Source organism: Pseudomonas sp. NPDC086566, from assembly GCF_050280885.1.
In the GTDB taxonomy this organism is placed as follows: Bacteria; Pseudomonadota; Gammaproteobacteria; order Pseudomonadales; family Pseudomonadaceae; genus Aquipseudomonas; species Aquipseudomonas vlassakiae.
This window is the reverse complement of sequence record NZ_JBNNWD010000003.1, coordinates 508,674-530,696: the sequence shown is the minus strand read 5'-3', so window position 1 is coordinate 530,696 and position 22,023 is coordinate 508,674. Positions and strand designations below refer to the sequence as shown.

Annotated in this window: 21 protein-coding genes; 10 read left to right on the top strand and 11 right to left on the bottom strand. The window is 62.9% G+C overall.

Going from position 1 to position 22,023, the window contains the following annotated elements:
• Positions 1-2: 2 nt before the first annotated feature.
• On the bottom strand, positions 3-1,625 hold the full coding sequence (locus ACQKPS_RS09670) for a methyl-accepting chemotaxis protein (RefSeq protein WP_427603796.1): 1,623 nt from the start codon (positions 1,623-1,625) through the stop codon (positions 3-5).
• A 127-nt stretch (positions 1,626-1,752) separates the two neighbouring features.
• Positions 1,753-2,439, bottom strand: coding sequence for a tellurite resistance TerB family protein (locus ACQKPS_RS09665; protein ID WP_283723861.1), 687 nt, complete (start codon positions 2,437-2,439; stop codon positions 1,753-1,755).
• Positions 2,440-2,655: 216 nt separating this feature from the next.
• Between ACQKPS_RS09665 and ydcS the strand changes: the two genes are divergently transcribed.
• From ydcS to ACQKPS_RS09640, 5 genes are all read left to right on the top strand, one after another.
• On the top strand, positions 2,656-3,807 hold the full coding sequence (gene ydcS, locus ACQKPS_RS09660; protein WP_254483534.1) for a putative ABC transporter substrate-binding protein YdcS: 1,152 nt from the start codon (positions 2,656-2,658) through the stop codon (positions 3,805-3,807).
• Positions 3,808-3,957: 150 nt separating this feature from the next.
• A complete protein-coding gene (locus ACQKPS_RS09655; RefSeq protein WP_427603793.1) occupies positions 3,958-4,998 on the top strand; it encodes an ABC transporter ATP-binding protein in 1,041 nt (346 codons plus the stop codon).
• A gap of 1 nt (position 4,999) precedes the next feature.
• Positions 5,000-5,902 carry an ABC transporter permease gene (locus ACQKPS_RS09650; RefSeq protein ID WP_427603791.1) on the top strand — a complete coding sequence of 301 codons (903 nt, stop codon included), beginning with the start codon at positions 5,000-5,002 and terminating at the stop codon, positions 5,900-5,902.
• Positions 5,892-6,698, top strand: coding sequence for an ABC transporter permease (locus tag ACQKPS_RS09645; RefSeq protein WP_254483528.1), 807 nt, complete (start codon positions 5,892-5,894; stop codon positions 6,696-6,698). Before ACQKPS_RS09650 ends, ACQKPS_RS09645 begins: the two co-directional genes overlap by 11 nt.
• 18 nt (positions 6,699-6,716) lie before the next feature.
• Positions 6,717-8,141 (top strand): gamma-aminobutyraldehyde dehydrogenase, encoded by a 1,425-nt coding sequence (locus ACQKPS_RS09640; protein ID WP_254483526.1) that lies wholly within the window; start codon positions 6,717-6,719, stop codon positions 8,139-8,141.
• 306 nt (positions 8,142-8,447) lie between these two features.
• Here the strand turns inward: ACQKPS_RS09640 and ACQKPS_RS09635 are convergent, their stop codons facing one another.
• On the bottom strand, positions 8,448-9,554 hold the full coding sequence (locus tag ACQKPS_RS09635; protein ID WP_427603788.1) for an NADH:flavin oxidoreductase/NADH oxidase: 1,107 nt from the start codon (positions 9,552-9,554) through the stop codon (positions 8,448-8,450).
• Positions 9,555-10,006: 452 nt separating this feature from the next.
• Here ACQKPS_RS09635 and ACQKPS_RS09630 point away from each other — a divergent pair, with 452 nt between their 5' ends.
• The 3 genes from ACQKPS_RS09630 (at position 10,007) to ACQKPS_RS09620 (ending at position 11,761) form a co-directional block, all read left to right on the top strand.
• Complete coding sequence (locus ACQKPS_RS09630; protein WP_427603786.1) at positions 10,007-10,288, top strand: hypothetical protein; 282 nt, start codon at positions 10,007-10,009, stop codon at positions 10,286-10,288.
• A 143-nt stretch (positions 10,289-10,431) separates the two neighbouring features.
• Positions 10,432-10,695: a DUF3077 domain-containing protein gene (locus ACQKPS_RS09625; protein ID WP_427603784.1), complete on the top strand. Its 264-nt coding sequence runs from the start codon at positions 10,432-10,434 to the stop codon at positions 10,693-10,695.
• Positions 10,696-11,212: 517 nt separating this feature from the next.
• Entirely contained in the window at positions 11,213-11,761 is a 549-nt protein-coding gene (locus ACQKPS_RS09620) for a hypothetical protein (RefSeq protein ID WP_427603782.1), read from the top strand.
• 86 nt (positions 11,762-11,847) lie between these two features.
• Here the strand turns inward: ACQKPS_RS09620 and recJ are convergent, their stop codons facing one another.
• Both recJ and ACQKPS_RS09610 read right to left on the bottom strand, forming a co-directional pair.
• Positions 11,848-13,557: a single-stranded-DNA-specific exonuclease RecJ gene (gene recJ / locus ACQKPS_RS09615; protein ID WP_427603780.1), complete on the bottom strand. Its 1,710-nt coding sequence runs from the start codon at positions 13,555-13,557 to the stop codon at positions 11,848-11,850.
• A 30-nt stretch (positions 13,558-13,587) separates the two neighbouring features.
• Positions 13,588-14,130 (bottom strand): YaeQ family protein, encoded by a 543-nt coding sequence (locus tag ACQKPS_RS09610; protein WP_054887014.1) that lies wholly within the window; start codon positions 14,128-14,130, stop codon positions 13,588-13,590.
• A 133-nt stretch (positions 14,131-14,263) separates the two neighbouring features.
• On the opposite strand from ACQKPS_RS09610, the gene ACQKPS_RS09605 reads away from it, so the two are divergent.
• Together ACQKPS_RS09605 and ACQKPS_RS09600 are read left to right on the top strand one after the other, a co-directional pair.
• Positions 14,264-15,463 carry a CaiB/BaiF CoA transferase family protein gene (locus tag ACQKPS_RS09605; protein ID WP_427603778.1) on the top strand — a complete coding sequence of 400 codons (1,200 nt, stop codon included), beginning with the start codon at positions 14,264-14,266 and terminating at the stop codon, positions 15,461-15,463.
• Positions 15,464-15,474: 11 nt separating this feature from the next.
• Positions 15,475-16,332 carry a TIGR02285 family protein gene (locus tag ACQKPS_RS09600; RefSeq protein ID WP_254483515.1) on the top strand — a complete coding sequence of 286 codons (858 nt, stop codon included), beginning with the start codon at positions 15,475-15,477 and terminating at the stop codon, positions 16,330-16,332.
• A 139-nt stretch (positions 16,333-16,471) separates the two neighbouring features.
• Here ACQKPS_RS09600 and ACQKPS_RS09595 read toward each other — a convergent pair whose 3' ends face one another.
• The 6 genes from ACQKPS_RS09595 to xerD all read right to left on the bottom strand — a co-directional run bounded on the left by ACQKPS_RS09595 (position 16,472) and on the right by xerD (position 22,007).
• Entirely contained in the window at positions 16,472-16,753 is a 282-nt protein-coding gene (locus tag ACQKPS_RS09595) for a DUF3509 domain-containing protein (RefSeq protein WP_176509754.1), read from the bottom strand.
• Positions 16,754-16,831: 78 nt separating this feature from the next.
• Positions 16,832-17,221: a histidine kinase gene (locus tag ACQKPS_RS09590; RefSeq protein ID WP_254483514.1), complete on the bottom strand. Its 390-nt coding sequence runs from the start codon at positions 17,219-17,221 to the stop codon at positions 16,832-16,834.
• Between the two features lie 130 nt (positions 17,222-17,351).
• Positions 17,352-18,761: a threonine synthase gene (thrC, locus tag ACQKPS_RS09585; protein WP_060512579.1), complete on the bottom strand. Its 1,410-nt coding sequence runs from the start codon at positions 18,759-18,761 to the stop codon at positions 17,352-17,354.
• A gap of 49 nt (positions 18,762-18,810) precedes the next feature.
• Positions 18,811-20,115 (bottom strand): homoserine dehydrogenase, encoded by a 1,305-nt coding sequence (locus tag ACQKPS_RS09580; RefSeq protein WP_099815331.1) that lies wholly within the window; start codon positions 20,113-20,115, stop codon positions 18,811-18,813.
• 82 nt (positions 20,116-20,197) lie between these two features.
• Entirely contained in the window at positions 20,198-20,956 is a 759-nt protein-coding gene (locus tag ACQKPS_RS09575) for a thioredoxin fold domain-containing protein (protein WP_110639411.1), read from the bottom strand.
• Between the two features lie 154 nt (positions 20,957-21,110).
• On the bottom strand, positions 21,111-22,007 hold the full coding sequence (gene xerD, locus ACQKPS_RS09570) for a site-specific tyrosine recombinase XerD (protein ID WP_254483512.1): 897 nt from the start codon (positions 22,005-22,007) through the stop codon (positions 21,111-21,113).
• Positions 22,008-22,023 lie beyond the last annotated feature (16 nt).

The window sequence follows — 22,023 nt, the reverse complement described above, 5'->3', positions numbered from 1 at the left end:
GGTCAGACTTTGAAGCGCGATACACCACCGCGCAGGCCGGCGGCCACCTGGCTCAACTCATCGATGGCAAAGCTCGCCTGGCGCAGCGATTCCACCGTCTGAGTGCTGGCATCACTGAGCTGGGCCAGGGCCTGGTTGATCTGCTCGGCGCCAGTGGCCTGGGCCTGCATGCCTTCATTGACCATCAGTACCCGCGGCGCCAAGGCCTGGACCTGGTGGATGATCTGGCTCAGTTGCTCGCCCACCTGCTGCACTTCGAACATGCCACGGCGCACTTCTTCGGAGAACTTGTCCATGCCCATCACCCCGGCCGATACCGCCGACTGGATCTCGCGCACCATCTGTTCGATGTCGTAGGTGGCCACCGCAGTCTGGTCGGCCAGGCGCCGTACCTCGGTGGCGACCACGGCAAAACCGCGGCCATATTCACCGGCCTTTTCCGCCTCGATGGCGGCATTGAGCGAGAGCAGGTTGGTCTGGTCGGCCACCTTGACGATGGTCACCACCATCTGCGTGATGTTGCTGGCCTTTTCATTGAGGATGCCCAGCTTGGCGTTGACCAGGTCGGCGGCGCCCATCACCTGGTGCATGGTTTCTTCCATGCGCGCCAGGCCCTGCTGGCCGGAACCGGCCAGGCTCGAGGCCTGGTCGGCGGCAGAGGTCACCTCGGTCATGGTGCGCACCAGGTCGCGCGAAGTGGCAGCGATTTCACGCGAAGTGGCGCCGATTTCGGTGGTGGTGGCGGCCGTTTCGGTGGCGGTGGCCTGCTGCTGCTTGGAGGTGGCGGCGATCTCGGTGACCGATGTGGTCACCTGCACCGACGAGCGCTGCGCCTGGGCCACCAGGTTGGCCAGGGCTTCGGCCATTTCGTTGAAGCCGCTTTCGATGGCGCCGAACTCATCCTTGCGGTCCAGGCTCAGGCGCATGCTGAGGTCGCCCGAACGCAGTTTGTCGAGGGCATGCACAATGCGTTGTACCGGTGCAGTGATGGCACGCATCAACAGCAGGCCGCAGATACCGGCGGCCACGATCGCCAGCAGCAGCGAGACCATCATGCTGCCTTTGGCGGTGCTCACCGCCGTGACGATTTCACGGGTCGCAGCATCTGCAGACTCGCGATTGTGCTCGATTACCGTGTTGAGGTGCTTGCGCCCTTCGACCCAGGCCGGGGTGAGCACATCCCTGATCAGCCGCTCGGCTTCGACGTAGTTCTGCTGGCGGTAAGCCTCAAGCACTTGGCCGACGATCTTGAGGTAGTTCTCTTCAAGTTTGATGAAGGTGTCGAAGCGTTCCTGGTCATCGGTGTCCTGAATGGTGCCTTGGTAGTTCGCCATGGATTGCTTTAGGCGATCTTCGAAGCTCTTGAACAGCTCCATGTCGGCCGTGGTGATTTCGCGGTGGCTGGACAGCCCCACCAACTGCTGGCTGGTGACGTAGCTGTCGACCCAGGCGCTGCGGATCATCGAGCTGTAGTAGAGCCCAGGAATGCTGTCTGTCCCCACTGCCTCCTCGGCACTTTCGATCGTCACCAGCCGCGAGTAGGCGGCTACGATCATCAGCAGCATGATGGCGATGATCACGGCGAAACTTGCCAGGATCCGTTGGCGCAAGGTCCAGTTCTTCACATTCAGCCCTCAGGAATTCACAACGAGCGGGAAAAATCGCCGAAGTATAGCCCAGGCTTCCTACACTATTGCGGCTGAATGCGCGGTATTCAGGCCTCCAGCCCTGGCGGACAGGCCATTTGCCCGCTCATTGGCCTGCGGCCAGCCGTATCTGGTTCTCCAGTTCCTGGCGCAGGGCCGGGTCGAGGCGCAGCTGACGGGCCAGTTCGTCGAGGTAGGCGCGCTCCATGAAGTTTTCCTGATCGACCATCATCACGCTGGCCAGGTACATCTCGGCCGCCATCTCCGGTGTTTGCGCCGCGCGGGCCACTTCGGCCGGGTCCAGCGGCTTGTTCAGCTCATCGTGCAGCCAGTGCTGCAGGTCGCGGTCGCTGTCCAGGCGGGTGAACTCGCCTTCGATCAAGGCCCGCTCGCGGTCGTCGATATGGCCATCGGACTTGGCCGCCGCCACCAGGGCACGCAGCACCGCCTGGCTGTGCTGCTCGGCCTGGGCCGGCGGCAGGCGGTCGAGGGTCTGCGGCTCGGCGCCCTGGCCTGCGCCCTGGCGCGCCTGCCAGTTGCCATAGGCCTTGTAGGCCAGCACGCCAAGTGCGGCCAGGCCACCATAGGTGAGCACCTTGCCGCCATACTTGCGGGCCTTCTTGCTGCCCAGCAGCAGGCCCAGCGCCCCCGCCCCCAAGGCACCTCCTCCGGCCCCGGATAGCAAGCTGCCCAACCCACCAGCGCCAGCCGACGGTTTGCCCGCAGCAGATTGCTTGTTGAGCAGTTCCTGACCGGATTTGAGCAGTTGGTCGAGCAGGCCCCGGGTGTTCATGCGCGCGTCTCCACGGTACTAGAAGGAACGCCCAGAGTAAGGCTTGCCACCCGGCACGCCACCCAGGGATTTGCTTCCGGATGTTGCATTAGCTGGCAAAAAGCCAACTAGACTCGTCATCGCCAACCCCTTGCACAGGCGACTACGCTTATAACCGTTGCTTCACTGCTTTCTTGACGACTGCCCCGACCAGAATCTCCAAAAAGAGGGAACACCATGTCAGTGCACAAGACCGCATTGCTCGGCGCCGCGACCGGCGCGCTGCTGGCCAGCGCCAGCCTGCAGGCCGCCGAGATGCCCAAGGCCCTGGGCGCCGGTGAAGGCCGGCTGGATATCGTCGCCTGGCCCGGCTACATCGAGCGCGGCGAAAGCGACAAGGCCTATGACTGGGTCACCGGTTTCGAAAAGGAAACCGGCTGCAAGGTCAGCGTCAAGACCGCGGCCACTTCCGATGAAATGGTCAGCCTGATGACCAAGGGTGGCTACGACCTGGTCACCGCGTCAGGCGACGCCTCGCTGCGGCTGATCGCCGGCAAGCGCGTGCAGCCCATCAACACTGCACTGATCCCCAACTGGAAGAACATCGACCCGCGCCTGCAGAACGGTGGCTGGTACGTGGTCGACAAGCAGGTGTACGGCACGCCGTACCAGTGGGGCCCGAACGTGCTGCTGTACAACACCAACACTTTCAAGCAGGCACCGACCAGCTGGGGCGTGGTGTTCGAGCCGCAGGACCTGCCCGATGGCAAGCCGAACAAAGGTCGGGTGCAGGCGTATGACGGGCCGATCTACATCGCCGACGCGGCGCTTTACCTGAAATCGGCCAAACCCGAGCTGGGCATCAACGACCCGTACGAGCTCAATGAGGCGCAGTACAAGGCCGTGCTCGAACTGCTGCGCCAACAGCAACCGCTGATCCACCGTTACTGGCACGACGCCACAGTGCAGATGAGCGACGTGAAGAACGAAGGCGTGGTCGCCTCCAGTTCGTGGGGTTACATGGTCAACGGCCTGAAGGCCGAGAACCAGCCAGTGGCCTCGACCATCCCGAAGGAAGGCGCCACCGGCTGGGCCGACACCACCATGCTGCACAGCGAGGCCAAGCACCCCAACTGTGCCTACAAGTGGATGGACTGGTCGCTGCAACCCAAGGTCCAGGGCGATGTCGCGGCCTGGTTCGGCTCCTTGCCGGCCGTACCGGCAGCCTGTACCGGCAATGAACTGCTGGGGGCCGAAGGGTGCAAGACCAACGGTTTCGACAACTTCGACAAGATCGCCTTCTGGAAAACCCCGCAGGCCCAGGGCGGCAAGTTCGTGCCGTACAGTCGCTGGACGCAGGATTACATTGCGATTATGGGCGGGCGCTAAAGCCGGTTGAAACCTGTACCGGCCTCTTCGCGGGACAAGCCCGCTCCCCCAGGACGCTCACAACTTTCAAGCCAGTGATGATCTTGTGGGAGCGGGCTTGCCCCGCGAAGAGGCCAGTACAGGAGACAGGAATCGAACGGAGCCAATGCAATGCCCCCAGCCGTCCAGTTCACCCAGGTTTCCCGCACCTTCGGCGAGGTCAAGGCCGTCGACCAGGTCAGCATCGACATCGATGACGGCGAATTCTTCTCCATGCTCGGCCCTTCCGGCTCGGGCAAGACCACCTGCCTGCGCCTGATCGCCGGCTTCGAGCAACCGAACAGCGGCTCGATCCGCATCCATGGGGTCGAGGCCGCTGGCGTGCCGCCCTACCAGCGCGACGTCAATACCGTGTTCCAGGACTACGCCCTGTTTCCGCACATGAACGTGCGCGACAACATCGCCTATGGCCTCAAGGTCAAGGGCGTGGCCAAGGCCGAGCGCCATGCCCGCGCCGAAGAAGCGCTGGCCATGGTTGCCCTGGCCGGCTACGGCGAACGCAAACCGGCGCAACTCTCCGGCGGCCAGCGCCAGCGCGTGGCCCTGGCCCGCGCACTGGTCAACCGGCCACGGGTACTGCTGCTCGACGAGCCGCTGGGCGCGCTCGACTTGAAGCTGCGCGAACAGATGCAGGGCGAATTGAAGAAGCTGCAGCGTCAGCTGGGCATCACCTTCATTTTCGTCACCCACGACCAGACCGAAGCGCTGTCGATGTCGGACCGGGTGGCGGTGTTCAACCGTGGGCGCATCGAGCAGGTCGACACGCCGCGTAACCTGTACATGAAACCCGCGACCACCTTCGTCGCCGAATTCGTCGGCACCTCCAATGTCATCCGGGGCGACCTCGCGGAACAACTCAATGGCAGCCGCTCGCCGTTTTCCATTCGCCCAGAGCACATCCGCCTGGTGGAGCAGACCGGCCAGGCGCAAGATGTCCAGCTCAGTGGCCTGCTGCGCGATATTCAGTACCAGGGCAGCGCCACGCGCTATGAGGTGCAGCTGGACAACGGCCAGCTGCTGGCTGTGAGCCACGCCAATGACCGCTGGCAGGCGCAACCGCAGCCCTGGCAGGCCGGCCAGCAGGTGCAGGTGCGCTGGCCGCGCGAGGCGATGACCGCGCTGCAGGAAACTGTCCTGGCTGAGGCCCGCTGACATGCGCCCTCTGTCCGACCTGCTGTACCGGCGCCCCAATCTCTACCTGGCACTGTTGCTGATCCCGCCGCTCACCTGGTTCGGCGCCATCTACCTGGGCTCGCTGCTCAGCCTGCTGTGGCAAGGGTTCTACACCTTCGACGACTTCACCATGGCGGTTACCCCGGAACTGACCCTGGGCAACTTCGCCGCGCTGTTCAACCCGTCGAACTTCGACATCATCCTGCGCACGCTGGCCATGGCCGTGGCGGTCTCGCTGGCCAGTGCGGTGCTGGCCTTCCCCATCGCCTACTACATGGCGCGCTACACCCGCGGCAAGACCAAGGCGTTCTTCTACATTGCGGTCATGATGCCGATGTGGGCCAGCTACATCGTCAAGACCTACGCCTGGACCCTGCTGTTGGCCAAGGGTGGGGTGGCCCAGTGGTTCATCCAGCAGCTGCACCTGGGTGCGCTGCTAGAGGCTGTGCTGGCCGTACCCGGGGTTGGCGGCAGCACGTTGTCGACCTCGCACCTGGGGCGCTTCATGGTCTTCGTGTACATCTGGCTGCCGTTCATGATCCTGCCCATCCAGGCCTCGTTGGAGCGCCTGCCGCCCTCGTTGCTGCAGGCTTCGGCAGACCTCGGGGCCAGGCCCGGGCAAACGTTCTGGCAAGTGATCCTGCCGCTGTCGATCCCCGGCATCGCCGCCGGCTCGATCTTCACCTTCTCGCTGACGTTGGGCGACTTCATCGTGCCACAGCTGGTCGGCCCGCCGGGTTACTTCATCGGCAGCATGGTCTATGCCCAGCAAGGGGCGATCGGCAACATGCCGATGGCGGCAGCCTTCACCCTGGTGCCGATCGTGCTGATCGCGGTGTACCTGTCCATGGTCAAGCGGTTGGGGGCCTTCGATGCACTCTGAAAAAGCGTCTGTCGGCTTGCGTCTGGCGGCCTGGGGCGGGTTGCTGTTCCTGCACTTCCCGATCCTGATCATCTTCCTGTACGCCTTCAACACCGAAGATGCGGCGTTCAGCTTCCCGCCCAAGGGCTTCACCCTCAACTGGTTCAGCGTGGCCCTCGCCCGCCCCGACGTGCTCGAAGCCATCAAGCTGTCGCTGCAGGTGGCCTGCCTGGCCACGCTGATCGCGCTGGTGCTCGGCACCCTGGCCTCGGCGGCGCTGTACCGGCGCAGCTTCTTCGGCAAGGAGAGCATCTCGCTGATGCTGATCCTGCCCATCGCCCTGCCCGGCATCATCACCGGCATCGCCCTGCTCTCGGCGTTCAAGAGCCTGGGGATAGAGCCCGGCGTGTTGACCATCGTGATAGGCCACGCCACGTTTTGCGTGGTGATCGTCTATAACAACGTCATAGCCCGCCTGCGGCGCACCTCGCAGAGCCTGATCGAGGCGTCCATGGACCTGGGGGCCGACGGCTGGCAGACCTTCCGCTACATCATCCTGCCCAACCTCGGCTCTGCCCTGCTGGCCGGGGGCATGCTGGCGTTCGCCCTGTCGTTCGACGAGATCATCGTCACCACCTTCACCGCCGGCCACGAGCGCACCTTGCCGATCTGGCTGCTCAACCAGCTCAGTCGTCCCCGCGACGTGCCGGTGACCAACGTGGTCGCCATGCTGGTGATGCTGGTGACCATGTTGCCGATCCTCGGCGCCTACTACCTGACCCGTGGCGGCGAAAGCGTCGCGGGCAGCGGCAAATGACCCTCAAGGAGTCCCTCAATGCAAACCCGAATGCTGATCAACGGTAAGCTGCTCGCAGGCGATGGCCCGACCTGGACCGTGCTCAACCCGGCCGAAGGCAGCGCCCTGGCGCAGATCAACGAAGCCACCGAGGCCCAGGTCGATACTGCCGTGCGCGCCGCCGACCTGGCGTTCGACAGCTGGTCACAGACCAGCCCCAAGGAGCGCTCGCTGGTGCTGCTGGCCCTGGCCGACACCATTGAGGCCCATGGCGATGAACTGGCCCGGCTCGAATCGCAGAACTGCGGCAAGCCGTTTGCCGCGGCCCTGAATGATGAAATCCCGGCCATCGCCGACGTATTCCGCTATTTTGCCGGCGCCGCCCGCTGCCTCGGTGGATCGGCAGCGGGTGAATACCTGCCGGGCCATACCTCGATGATCCGCCGCGACCCGCTGGGAGTGGTGGCTTCAATTGCGCCGTGGAACTACCCGTTGATGATGCTGGCGTGGAAGATCGCTCCCGCCCTGGCTGCAGGCAACACGGTGGTCATCAAGCCTTCCGAGCTGACCCCGCTGACCGCCCTGCGCCTGGGCGAGCTGGCCAAGGACCTGTTGCCACCCGGCGTGCTCAATATCCTGTTCGGCCGTGGGCAGACGGTCGGCAACCCGCTGGTCACCCACCCCAAAGTGCGCATGGTGTCGCTGACCGGCTCCATTCCCACCGGCGCGCACATCATTGGCGCTACCGCCAGCAGTGTGAAACGCATGCACATGGAGCTGGGCGGCAAGGCGCCGGTGCTGGTGTTCGATGATGCCGATATCGACGCCGCCATCGATGGCATTCGCACGTTCGGCTTCTACAACGCCGGCCAGGACTGCACGGCGGCCTGCCGCCTGTATGTGCAGGCGGGTATCTATGACCGCTTCGTCGAGCGCCTGGGCACGGCCGTCTCCAGCCTCAAGGCCGGCCTGCAGGATGCCGAGGACACCGAGCTCGGCCCGCTGATCAGCGCACAGCACCGCGACAAGGTGGCCGGCCTGGTCCAGCGCGCCATTGCCCAGCCGCACATCCGCCTGGTGACGGGCGGCAAGGTGATTGCGGGGGACGGCTTCTTCTTCGAACCGACCGTACTGGCCGACGCCTTGCAGGATGACGAGATCGTTCGCAACGAGGTATTCGGCCCGGTGGTGTCAGTGACCCGCTTCAGCACCGAGGAGCAGGCGCTGGAATGGGCCAACGACTCCGACTACGGCCTGGCATCATCGGTGTGGACCCGCGACACCGGCCGCGCCCACCGCCTGGCGGCGCGGTTGCAGTATGGCTGCACCTGGGTGAATACCCACTTCATGCTGGTCAGCGAAATGCCCCATGGCGGGCAGAAGCATTCGGGGTATGGGAAGGACATGTCGATGTATGGGCTGGAGGATTACACCTGTGTGCGGCATGTGATGATCAAGCATTGAGGTGGGGCGGGTGGGTATGCCTTTAGTTGTCTAGCGCCTGTGAGATCGAGCGCCGCCCGCGCGGCGCATCGCGAGCTGCGCTCGCTCCTACGTTTATTTCGGGCCAGTTTTTCCTACGGAATCTGCGCGCGAACGCCTTGGCGCATGGCTTGATGTTGCGTGGTATGAACAAAACGGTCGCGCGCACCTGTCACTTGCGTTATTGGCCCGAAACAAACGTAGGAGCGAGCGCAGCTCGCGATGCGCCGCGCGGGCGGCGCTCGATCTCCGCCACACCGCACGGCTGTCGCCATGCCCTCAACTTTTCTAATCGCGCAAATCGGACTCGTGAATCGGATTGGCGCGGCTGGTTGCCCGTTGATACTGCGCCGGCCAGGTGGCTTTGTTACCGCCAAGATCATCATCGGCATGCAACGGCCAGTAAGGATCGCGCAGCAGCTCCCGCGCCAGGAAGATCACGTCAGCCTGCCCGGTGCGCAGAATGTGCTCGGCCTGGGCCGGTTCGGTGATCATGCCGACCGTGCCAGTAGCGATCTCCGCCTCCTTGCGCACGCGCTCTGCAAAGCGAGTCTGGTAACCAGGGCCGGTGGGAATTTCGGCGTTGACCGAAGTGCCGCCAGAGGACACATCGATCAGGTCAACGCCCAACACCCGCAGCCGACGAGCCAGTTCGACGGTTTCATCCGGGTTCCAGCCATCCTCCACCCAGTCGGTCGCCGATACCCGCACGAACAGCGGCAATTCAGCCGGCCAGACCTCGCGTACCGCTTTCACCACCTCCAGGGTCAGGCGGATGCGGTTTTCGAAGCAGCTGCCGTATTCGTCGCGGCGCTGGTTGCTTAGCGGTGAGAGGAACTGGTGCAGCAGATAACCATGGGCAGCGTGGATCTCGACCACCTTGAAGCCGGCTTGGAGCGCCCGCTCGGTCGAGGCGACGAAGGCGCTGATCACATCCTGGATCTCGTCCTTGCTCAACTCGCGTGGCGGTGTGTGTTGCGGGTCGAAGGCAATCTTCGACGGCCCCACGGGCTGCCAGCCGCCGTCTTCGAGCTTCACACTGCCCTGCTTGCCCAGCCAGGGCCGATAGGTACTGGCCTTGCGCCCGGCATGGGCCAGCTGGATGCCGGGCACGGCACCTTGCGCGGTAATGAAACGGGTGATGCGCTGCAAGGGGGCAATCTGGGCGTCGTTCCACAGGCCGAGGTCTTCGGCGGTAATGCGACCATCGGCAGTCACCGCGACTGCTTCGCTGATGACCAGGCCGGCGCCACCCACGGCGCGACTGCCCAAATGAACAAGATGCCAATCGTTGGCCAGGCCATCGACGGCGGAATACTGGCACATCGGCGAAACCGCGATGCGGTTGGGCAGCGTCAGCTGACGCAGGGTGTAAGGCTCGAGCAGCAGGCTCATGAGGGCACCTCCCAAGGACTCCAATGGTGATCCGGCCCGGACACTCAAATGCACATCCCTGGCCCGGTGCCGGTCATTAATCAGACTAGACCAGATTGGTGGGGGGGAAGGTTCACTGGCATTGCTGACTGGTCTGACGCATGTATCGGACGTTTCCTACGCATATGAACTGGCGGTGCCTAGCTGAGGAAAATATCCTACAACCCCTGTCGACTCGCGTCTGATTGTTCCTGGAAACACCGCCCTTTAGGCTTTTCGTGTCGCTGAAAGCATCAGCGATGCGGGTGTGGAAACCCGGTCAATCTTCAAGTGCCTGTCGTTATGGCAGCTGTACACGGGAGGCCGTATGGCCTACCGGGGTTCCTTGAAGACCGGTTTTCCACCCCGTGTACAGTTGCCGCCCTTCGTGTGGAAACGGCGGAGGCAACTCCTTTAATCTTCAAGGAATTGCTATGAAAAAGATTGTCCCCGACCCACCCCATCATTTCGACCTTCCCTCCGACAAGACTCTCACCAACGCCGTCAGCGACGGCATCGTGCCCATCGATCACGTGGTGATGAACGTCACCCATTACCTGATGCTTGCCTACAACCATTGCCACCGAATCCTAGATGCCATCGAAGATGACCGCACCCGGGAATCGCTGGTGAATGGGTTGCGCGCCATGCAGATTGCCTGGGGCCAGGCGGATGCGCTGTCACTGGCCCTGGAGCGGAGTAGCAATCTGCATTGAGGTTGGATTTGCGGGCCTCTTCGCGGGTAAACCCGCTCCCACAGGGTCATCACAGATCTCAAGATTTGCACATCACCTGTGGGAGCGGGTTTACCCGCGAAGAGGCCAAAACAGGCAATCGAGAAATATCAGGAGGGCATTCGATGAGCACAGACGACACCCAATTCACCGTCGGCAAAACCACCTTCTTCCAGGGCGAACACCAGACCCATCCCCTGTTTCGCATCGAGCCAGGCATTCCCTGCCGGGATGCCCGCGAGCAGGCCTCGGAGTTGATGGGCTATGTAAGAGAGCTGACCATCATCGGCCTGATGGATGATAAACCGATGATGATCTGGGCATCCCATTACCTCAGTGCCATGGCGAAGGCACTGATGGATGATGCCGAGTTAGGTATGACACGCTAGCTAAAGTGTCAGGGCCACCAGGTGTTCGCCGAAAGGTTTGCAGCGCTTGTTAAATCAAGCGCCGCTTACTTGCATTTCTGACTAGTCCGGCGCGCGCATCAGATGCTCCCTACACATGTGAACTGGCGGTGCATTGCTAAGGAAAATATCCTACAACCCCTGTCGACTCGCGTCTGATTGTCCCTAGAAACACCGCCCTTTAGGCTTTTGCGAGTCGCTGATGTTTAGCGTCCGGGTGTGGAACCCTGGTCAATTACTAAGAGGTTGTCGTCATGGCAGTTGTGCGTGGGAGGCTGCAAAGCCTGCCGGGTTTACTCGTAGCCTGAATTCCACATTGCGTACAACTGCCACCCTTCCTATAAGCATAGAAAGCATAGGCAGTGTAATCCCCGACTTAGCCATCAATCGCTGTACTTATACAAGGCAATCAAGACAATCGTATATGTTGCAGCGGCGCACAACATGACCAGTATCACTAACCGATCTGTTAACAACCCAACAACGCACCGACCCCAACATGAATATCTGGCAATACTCGCTAAAACTCATGCGAGAACTTCCGCCTCGCAAACAAGCAAAAGCCTTGCTGCTCGGCGGTATTCTTAATCTCATCTTAAGTGCTGGCTTTACACTTATGTGGCACGAACACGAAAAAACCAGCGAAGAGTCATGGTTACGAGTTCCGGCATCTCTCACATCTAAACCTGAAACCTGGGATAGCGACAGATCGCTCTACACATTCAGCATCAGGTTTAAAACTTCAAATGGAAAGCGCTACAACCCACATCTTTATGCAGAAAAAATTTACTATGACGCAGCGAACCTGGACCGAAATGCGCCACTTTTTGTTGACATAGCAACCTCTAAAAGCGCTGCAACAGTCCAGCGTTTAATCGCCCCTAATGGAATGGTTCTTTATGATCCTGCAATGGCGGCACATGTCACCCATGTAAGAAACCGGGAGACCACACTAGCAGTTATCATTTTCTCATTTAGCGGCATCAGCATCTTGATTGCGACAGCGGTGATCTACTTCCTCCCCAGAAAGGAGTGCAACTTAACCTGAGCAGCACCTGGGAGATTGAGCGCCGCGCGGGCGGCGCTCGATTTATGCCTCCCTGCAAAGATCAAGGCAGGCACCCGGCGACAAGATCAGCGCGGCTCCATATGCGCAATCATCAACTGCACACTCTCATTCCCACGAAACTCGTTCACATCCAGCTTGTACGCCAGCTCCACCCAACGCACCGTCGGGTTCGGCCACACATCACGGTCGATGCCGAAGGCAATACCATCCAGCCGCACCGACCCGCACTCGCTCTTGAGCACCACCTTCAAGTGCCGCTCGCCGACCACGCGCTGCTCCACCAACTGGAACACCCCATGGAACAGCGGCTCGGGGAAGTGCTGCCCCCAAGGCCCGGCATTGCGCAGGGCCTTGGCCAGGTCGAGGTGGAACTCCTCCACGGCCAGGCTGCCGTCCGAGAGCAGACGACCGGTCAGGTCCTCTTCACGCAGCTGGCGCCGGACCTCCTCATCGAAGGCTTCGGCAAACGCCGGGAAGTTGCTTTCCGGCAGGGACAAGCCCGCCGCCATGGCATGCCCGCCGAACTTGCTGATCAACTGCGGATGGCGCGCTGCTACTGCATCCAGCGCGTCGCGAATGTGGAAGCCCGGCACCGAACGCGCCGAGCCCTTGAGCATGCCGTCGCCAGCATCGGCGAAGGCGATGGTCGGCCGGTGGTAACGCTCCTTCAGGCGCGAGGCGAGAATCCCGATCACGCCTTGGTGCCAATCGGCATCGAACAGGCACAGGCCATAAGGCATGGACTCGACCGGCAGGTCCTTGAGCTGGGCCAGGGCCTCACGCTGCATGCCCTGCTCGATCGACTTGCGGTCCTGGTTCAGGTCATCCAGCTGCTGGGCCATGTCCTGGGCCAGGGCTGCGTCTTCGCACAGCAGGCATTCAATGCCCAGGCTCATGTCGTCCAGGCGCCCGGCAGCATTGAGCCGTGGGCCAAGGATGAAACCAAGGTCGGTGGAAGTGATGCGCCGATGGTCGCGTCGCGCCACTTCCAGGATGGCCTTCAGGCCAGGCCGCGCGCGGCCGGCGCGAATGCGCTCCAGGCCCTGGTGGACGAGGATGCGGTTGTTGGCATCCAGCGGCACCACGTCGGCCACACTGCCCAAAGCGACCAGGTCGAGCAGCTCGCCGATGTTCGGCTGCGGCCGCGTTTCGTAACGCCCCAAGCTGCGCAAGCGGGCGCGCAAGGCCATGAGCACGTAGAAGATCACCCCGACGCCGGCCAGCGACTTGCTCGGGAAGTCGCAGCCAGGCTGGTTCGGGTTGACGATGGCATCGGCATCGGGCAACTGCTGGCCCGGCAGGTGATGGTCGGTGACCAGCACCTTGAGCCCGGCCGCCTTGGCGGCGGCAACACCCTCGACGCTGGAGATACCGTTGTCGACGGTAACCAGCAAGTCCGGCTGGCGCTCGAGCGCGACCTTGACGATCTCCGGGGTCAGGCCGTAGCCGTATTCGAAACGGTTGGGCACCAGGTAGTCGACGTGGGCCGCGCCCAGCAGACGCAGGCCAAGCACGCCGACGGTGCTGGCTGTGGCGCCGTCGGCGTCGAAGTCACCGACAATCAGGATACGCTGGCGCTGGTCGAGGGCTTCGACCAGCAAGTCCACCGCGGCCTCGATGCCCTTGAGCTGCTGATACGGCACCAGCCGCGCCAGGCTCTTGTCCAGTTCGGCCTCGGACTGCACGCCACGGGCGGCGTACAGGCGAGTCAGCAGGGGTGGCAGATTACCCAGGAATGGCAGGGTCGGGGGCAGCGGGCGGGGTTCGATACGCATGGTGTCTTCGGCAGTCAGGTGTCAGTCGGTTCAGCCACGCTCACCGAGCAGCCATTGCAGTTGCACTTCGTGCTGGCCACGGTCATCGGTGACGAACACCGTGCCTTCGCTGATCATCACATCCCACTTGATGGTGCGCGGCATGTCGGTAGCCAGGACCTCCAGCACTTCCTGCGGCACGGCGGCAATGCTCAGGTTTTTCAGGCCCTTGACCGCGCCCACCACCTTGCCTTCCCACACCCGCAGGCTGCCGTAGGCCAGCAGGCTGGTGCGTTCGGTGCGGCGCGAGCACCAGGTCAGGCGGTCGGCATCCGGCTGGCCGACTTCGATCCAGTGCAGGATGCGGTCGTCCAGGCTCTTTTCCCACAGCGCCGCTTCATCGACATCGGACAGGCCACGGCCGAACGACAGATTCTCGTTGTACCACAGCGCATAGGCCAGCAGGCGCACGGCCATGCGCTCTTCGGTTTCCGATGGGTGACGGGCGATGGTCTGGCGGACGTTTTCATACACGCCGCGATCGAGGTCGGTCAGGTTCAGTTCGAATTTATAGGTGGTGGACGGCTGGGCCATGGTCGAATGGGCTTCGTGCGTAAAGAAATGGCCGCTAGTCTAACCGATCCTGCCTGCGCTTGCGCCGGAGCAGTATCGGCCGCTTCGGACCTATGCTAAAACCACGGCTCTGACCAGTTGCCACGGATGCCTAATGTCTACGCCCAGCAAACCCCTCGCCGGCCTGAAAGTCATCGAACTCGGCACCCTGATCGCCGGGCCGTTCGCCTCGCGGATCTGCGCCGAATTCGGCGCTGAAGTGATCAAGGTAGAGTCGCCGGACGGCGGCGACCCGCTGCGCAAGTGGCGCAAGCTGTACGAGGGCACATCACTGTGGTGGTTCGTGCAGGCGCGCAACAAACAGTCGCTGACGCTCAACCTCAAGCACCCCGAAGGCCGTGAAGTACTCAAGCGCCTGCTCGGCGAGGCCGACATCCTGATCGAGAATTTCCGCCCAGGCGTGCTGGAGAAACTCGGCCTGGGCTGGGACGTGCTGAACGCCCTCAACCCGCGCCTGGTCATGGTGCGCCTGTCCGGCTTCGGCCAGACCGGGCCGATGAAGGATCAGCCGGGCTTCGGTGCGGTCGGTGAATCGATGGGCGGGTTGCGCTACATCACCGGCTTCGACGACCGCCCGCCCGTACGCACCGGGATTTCCATCGGTGATTCGATCGCTGCGCTGTGGGGCGTGATTGGCGCACTGATGGCGCTGCGTCATCGTGAAGTCAATGGCGGCCAGGGCCAGGTGGTGGACGTGGCCCTGTACGAGGCGATCTTCGCCATGATGGAAAGCATGGTGCCGGAGTTCGACGTGTTCGGCTTCATCCGCGAGCGTACCGGCAACATCATGCCCGGCATCACGCCCTCTTCCATCCACACCAGCGCCGACGGCAAGCATGTGCAGATCGGCGCCAACGGTGACGCCATCTTCAAGCGCTTCATGCAGGCAATAGGCCGTGCCGACCTGGCCGACGACCCGAGCCTGGCCAGCAACGACGGCCGCGATGCCCGGCGCGACGAGCTGTACGGGGTGATCGACCGCTGGGCCAACAGCCTGCCGCTGGACCAGCTGATGCAGGTACTCAACGACGCGCAAGTGCCGGCCAGCCGGATCTACTCGGCCGAGGACATGTTCAACGACCCGCAGTACCTGGCCCGTGAAATGTTCCTGCAGGCGCGCCTGCCGGACGGCAAGCCGTTCAAGATGCCGGGTATCGTGCCCAAGCTTTCGGATACCCCGGGCTCTGCCGAATGGGTTGGTCCGACGCTGGGTGAACACACCGATAGCGTGCTGGCTGCCCTGGGCTATGACCAGGCGGCGATCGCCAGCCTGCGCCAGGCGGGCACGGTCTGAAGCGGCTGCTGATGCGTTCACTGGCCCTGTGCTGCGCGCTGCTGCTTGCGCCGCTGGTAACGCCGGCACACGCCAAGGAGCGCCTGTTGTGGCTGGTGCGCGACCTGCCGCCCTTCACCGTGTTCGAAGGCACGGAGAAAGGCCAGGGGGTGATCGACCAGATGCTGCCGCTGCTGATCGAGCAGATGCCCGAATACGAGCACAGCGTCATCCGGGTAAACCGTGCGCGTGGGCTTCAGATGCTCCAGGACCCGTCCAGCTTCACCTGCGACCCGACGCTGCTATGGACTGCGGAGCGGGCAAAGTTCGTACGCTTCTCGCAACCGATGCTCGGCGTGCTGAGCAGCGGCGTGGTGGTGCGCAAGAGCGGGCAGGCGCTGCTGGCCCCCTACCTTGATGGCCAACAGGTCGACCTCAAGGGCTTGCTCGGCAATACCCGGCTGAAGCTGGGCATCGTCGCCGAACGCAGCTACAGCAGCCAGGTCGACGAAATCCTGCGACAACTGCCCGACTCGGCATTCAGCCGCCACTACGGCAACGATGCCACCGCCAACCTGTTGCAGATGCAGCAGCTCGGGCGCCTGCAACTGGTGCTGGGCTACTGGCCTGAGTTGCGCTACCTGATTCAACAACAAGGCGGCTCGCCGGCGGACTATCAGTTCCATCCGATCCAGGGTGTGAGCCACTATCAGTTTCTGCATGTAGGCTGCTCGGACACGCCACTGGGGCGCACCGCCATAAGCCACATCGACCAGTTGCTACCGGCCCTGCGCGTGGATACCCTGCCCGCCTTGTACGCACACTGGCTCGACCCGGAGCTGCGCGCAGCCTACCTGGAAGAGAGCAAGCACTTTTTCGAACACCGCTGAAAAAGCAGGCAAAAAGAAACCCCGGGCGCTGGGGTGGACGCCCGGGGCCAATCGAAAGTCCTGATGGACTTCCCACGACAACCCGCCAGTGCCGGAGCTGTGCACTGGCCGGCTGCCCTTGATGTTTAGGATAGGCCTTTCAGGCAAAGGTTCCCTGTGGCTGCTGGCGCTGTTGCAAGGCCGCGATCACACAGGGCTGCAAGCGCCCCTCGACAATCTGCAAGTCACGGTGCAAGCCATCCACCAGATCGATCAGCAGGCTTTGCTCCTGCAGCTGGCGTTGGCTGACCGTACGCCGCAAGGCCGTGCCGCCGAGGCTGTCGTACACGGTCAATTGGCGGTTGCCGTTGGCATCCGTGGCGCCCAGCATGGCCTGGTAGGGCGTCAGTGCGTCGTTGAGCAGTCTGCAGATTCTTTCCATCCGGATCACTCGCATGTAATGGGACATGAAGGAACTGACCAGCACGCGTGGCGAAAAGTTCGTTACGCCACAGCTGTTTCAATGAGGATGCGTGGGTGACGTGACAGTTTGAATACGCTGCAGGGCTCGTTGCCAGCGCCGCACTGGCAGGGGCCAAGGGAGGTCGGCGAGGACCCACAGGCCTTGGCGTCGGGCTTCATGGGCGAGGTTCGGGAAACCCGCGTTGGCATGCCCGACAAACAGCACGGCGCGGCTGCGACAGGCCCGTTCGAGCAAGGCCAGGCCATCGTCCACCGCATGCTCGAGAATCAGCAGGTCAGCGGGCGGTTGACGGGCCAGGCAGCTGTCGAGGTCGGCCAGGTCGTGGGTGACGCGCACGTTGAACAGGCCCAGGGCATTGCAGGCCTGGTGCAGGAGGATCTGGTGGGATGGGCGTGCCGGGTGAATCAACACAAAAGGCTGTCGCATATGCCGCTCCTTGGGGAAGGACCGGTCACTCTAGGCAAGGTTTCTAGGGCCTTACATAGGACAATTCCGCGACGAGCTGAGGAAAATCTGAAATCTAGGGGCCGCTTTGCGGCCCCCGATATTAATGCGATTACAAAGGCTTGCCGCGATTACCATGCTGGCTGACAAAGGCCTGAACAGCCTTCAGGTCATTGGCCAAGACGGTGCAGCGCTCTTCACGGCTGAACAGGTCGCTCAGGTGCGCCGGCAGCTCCAGCGCCTTGCCAACACCAGCCTTCTCCACCGCTTCGGGGAACTTGACCGGGTGCGCGGTGCCCAGCACCACCATTGGCGTATCCAGGCTGCGGCGGCACTCGCGGGCAGCCTTGACACCGATTGCCGTGTGCGGGTCGAGCACCTCGCCCGTGGCGGCAAACACCTCGGCGATGGTCTCGCAGGTCTGCTCATCGCTGACTGCCAGCGAATCGAACAGCTTGCGTGCTTCGGTCCAGCGGTCTTGCTCGACGCTGAAGCCGCCACCCTGCTTGAAGCTGGCCATCAGCTCGGCCAGTGCGGCGCCGTTGCGGCCGTGCAGGTCGAACAGCAGGCGCTCGAAGTTGGACGAAACCATGATGTCCATGGACGGCGACAGGGTCGCGTGCAGGGTTTCCTTGACGTACTGGTTACCGCTCATGAAGCGGTGCAGGATATCGTTGCGGTTGGTGGCGACGATCAGCTGGCTGACCGGCAGGCCCATGTTGCGCGCCAGGTAACCGGCGAAGATATCGCCAAAGTTGCCAGTCGGTACCGAGAATGCCACCGAACGGGCCGGGCCGCCCAGCTGCAGGGCCGCATGGAAGTAATAGACGATCTGGGCCATGATCCGCGCCCAGTTGATCGAGTTGACCGCGACCAGGCGGGTGCCCTTGAGGAACGACTGGTCGGCGAAGCTGGCCTTGACCATTTCCTGGCAGTCGTCGAAGTTGCCTTCGATGGCGATATTGTGCACGTTATCGCCGAACAGGGTGGTCATCTGCCGACGCTGCACTTCCGACACACGCTGGTGCGGGTGCAGGATGAAGATGTCGACGTTTTCGCAGCTGCGGCAGCCTTCGATGGCGGCCGAACCGGTGTCACCGCTGGTGGCGCCGATGATCACCACGCGCTCGTTGCGCTTGGCCAGCACGTGGTCGAGCAGGCGGCCGAGCAGTTGCAGGGCGAAGTCCTTGAAAGCCAGGGTCGGGCCGTGGAACAGCTCCAGCACCCACTCGTTGCTGTTCAGCTGGCGCAGCGGGGCGACCGCAGCGTGGGCAAACTCGCCGTAGGTTTCTTCGAGGATCTTCTTGAAGTCGGCGTCGGCGATGCTGCCCTCGACGAACGGGCGCATGACCCGGAAGGCCAGCTCGTGATACGGCAGGCCGGCCCAGGAGGCGATTTCTTCCTGGGTGAAGCGAGGCAGGTTCTCAGGGACGTACAGGCCGCCGTCGCTGGCCAGGCCAGCCAGCAGCACGTCTTCGAAATTCAGGGCCGGAGCCTGGCCGCGGGTACTGATATAGCGCATGGGTGCAAACCTTCGATGCTAGGGCCGCCCGAGCGGCCCGATTGGCAGATTAATTCAGCTGTTCGACGCGGATGCGTACGACCTTGCCGACCACGTCCTGCAGGGCTTCCAGCGCGACGATGGCGTCGTTGATGCGCTGCTCGACCACACCGTGGGTCAGCAGGATCATCGGCACCAGGCCGTCCTGCTCCTCGGCTTCCTTCTGCATGATCGACTCGATGTTGATGCCGCGCTCCGAGAGGATGCTCGCCACCTGGGCCAGCACGCCCGGATGGTCCTTGGCCTGGATGCGCAGGTAGTAGGCGCTTTCGCAGGCTTCAATCGGCAGGATCGGGTGGGCCGACAGCGAGTCTGGCTGGAAGGCCAGGTGCGGCACGCGGTTTTCCGGGTCGGAGGTCATGGCGCGGACCACGTCGACCAGGTCGCCCACCACCGACGACGCAGTCGGCTCCATGCCGGCGCCAGCGCCGTAGTACAGGGTCGAACCGGCGGCGTCGCCGTTGACCATGACCGCGTTCATCACGCCATTGACGTTGGCGATCAGGCGGTCGGCCGGGATCAGCGTCGGGTGCACGCGCAGCTCGATGCCTTCGGCGGTGCGGCGGGCCACGCCCAGGTGCTTGATGCGGTAGCCCAGCGCTTCGGCGTAGTTCACGTCAGCGGTGGTCAGCTGGGTGATGCCTTCGGTGTAGGCCTTGTCGAACTGAAGCGGGATGCCAAAGGCGATGGACGCCAGGATGGTCAGCTTGTGCGCGGCATCGATGCCTTCGACATCGAAGGTCGGGTCGGCTTCGGCATAGCCCAGCGCCTGGGCTTCGGCCAGCACGTCGGGGAAGGCCCGGCCTTTCTCACGCATTTCGGTGAGGATGAAGTTGCCGGTGCCGTTGATGATGCCGGCCAGCCAATTGATGCGGTTGGCCGACAGGCCTTCGCGGATCGCCTTGATCACCGGGATGCCACCGGCCACGGCGGCTTCGAAGGCAACGATGACCCCCTTCTCGCGCGCCTTGGCAAAGATCTCGTTACCGTGCACGGCGATCAGCGCCTTGTTGGCGGTGACCACGTGCTTGCCGTTCTCGATGGCCTTGAGCACCAGGTCACGGGCCACGGTGTAGCCACCGATCAGCTCGATGACAATGTCGATCTCCGGGTTGCTCGCAACGTCGAACACATCAGCGGTAATGGGGGTACCGGTAATCTGGCAGTTCGGGTTCTGCGAGCGCATGGCAATCTGTGCCACTTCAATACCGCGCCCGGCACGGCGGGCAATCTCCTCGGCGTTGCGCTGAAGTACATTGAAGGTTCCGCCACCGACGGTCCCCAACCCACAGATGCCTACTTTGACCGGTTTCACTGTGAACTCCCCATTGAACGGCCGGCGCCTTCACCGACCGTGAAACATGCCGTCACCCCATGACGACGGCGTATTGAATTGATTACTTGGCCGCTTGCTGCTGGCCGTCCAGAGCCAGTTTGGCTACTTGTGGTGCGGGCTGATATCCCGGAATCACATGACCGTTTTCAAGCACGATGGCCGGCGTGCCGTTGACGCCGATCTGCTGGCCCAGCTGGAATTGCTTGCTGACCGGGTTGGCGCACTTGGCAGCCTTGATTTCCTTGCCTTCGACCATCTTGTCCATCGCCGCACGGCGGTCGCTGGAACACCAGACTGCCTGCAGCTGCTCGTCACCCGGCGAGCCGAGGCCCTGACGCGGGAAGGCGACATAGCGCACTTCGATACCGCGGCGGTTGAGCTCGGGCACTTCGGCGTGCAGCTTGTGGCAGTACGGGCAGGTGGTGTCGGTGAAGACGGTGATGTGCGACTTGGTCTCGCCCTTGGCAGGGTAGACAACGGTCTCGGCGGCAGGAATGCCGTTGATGAGCTTGGCAACACCCTGACGCTCGGTCTTTTCGGTCAGGTTGACCGGTTTGCCGTCCTGCAGCTGATACAGGTAGCCCTGCATGACGTATTGGCCATCGGCACTGGCATACAGCACACGGCCGCCCTGCAGCTTGACTTCATAAAGGCCATTGAGCGGGCTGCTGCCGACGCTTTCCACCGGCACTTCGAGTTCGAGATTCTGCAACGACTTGCGGATGGCCTGCTCGGCGCTGGCATTGCTGTCAGCCGCGGCAACGGCAAAGGTACTGGCCAGCGCCAACACGGCGGCGGCGAAAATCTGGGTCACGCGCATGGGGAACTCCTGGAGGCGGACAGGGGCCGGAGGGCGTCACCTGCAAAAAAATCGCGGCGACCGTGCGGCCCTTGATGCAAACCGCCCAAGCCTACCACATCACGCTGCTGATGAAGGGGCCTGCAAGGACCGGTCGGCGGAACATGAAAAACATTCATCCACGCGGATGGTGCTGGGCGTGCAATTGCTGCAGCCGTGCCTTGGCTACATGGGTGTAGATCTGCGTGGTGGAGAGGTCGCTGTGGCCCAGCAGCATCTGCACGACGCGCAGGTCGGCGCCGTGGTTGAGCAGGTGGGTGGCGAAAGCATGGCGCAGGGTGTGCGGCGATAGCGGCTTATCGATGCAGGCCACGCGCGCCTGATGCTTGATGCGGTGCCAGAAGGTCTGGCGGGTCATCTGCTCGCCGCGCTGACTGGGGAACAGTACATCGCTGGGGCGGCCGTTGAGCAGTTCGGCGCGGCCATCACGCAGGTAGCGCTCCAGCCAGACCACCGCCTCCTCGCCCATCGGCACCAGGCGCTCCTTGCTGCCCTTGCCCATCACCCGCAGCACGCCCTGGCGCAGGTTGACCTGGTCGAGGGTCAGGCTGACCAGTTCGCTGACGCGCAGGCCGCAGGCGTAAAGGACTTCGAGCATGGCGCGGTCACGTTGACCAATGGCTTCGCCCAGGTCCGGTGCCTGCAGCAGGGCTTCGACGTCGGCTTCCGACAGAGATTTGGGCAAGGGCCGACCGAGTTGCGGCATGTCGACCTGCAGGGTCGGGTCGACCGCCACCAGCTTTTCCCGCAACAGGTAACGGAAAAAGCCGCGCAGGCCTGAAAGAAACCGCGCAGTGGAGCGTGGCTTGTAGCCTTGGTCGAAGCGCCAGGCCAGGTGGTCGAGGATCAGTTCGCGACCGGCTTCCGGCAGCGCTACCGAATGCTCCTGGAGCCAGCCGTTGAACAGGGCAAGGTCGCTGCGGTAGGAGGTGCGGGTGTTGTCGGAAAGGCCTTTTTCGAGCCACAGGGCGTCGAGGAACTGGTCGATCAGGGGGTGGTCTAGGGCGGGCATGCGAGGCTGCTGGGAG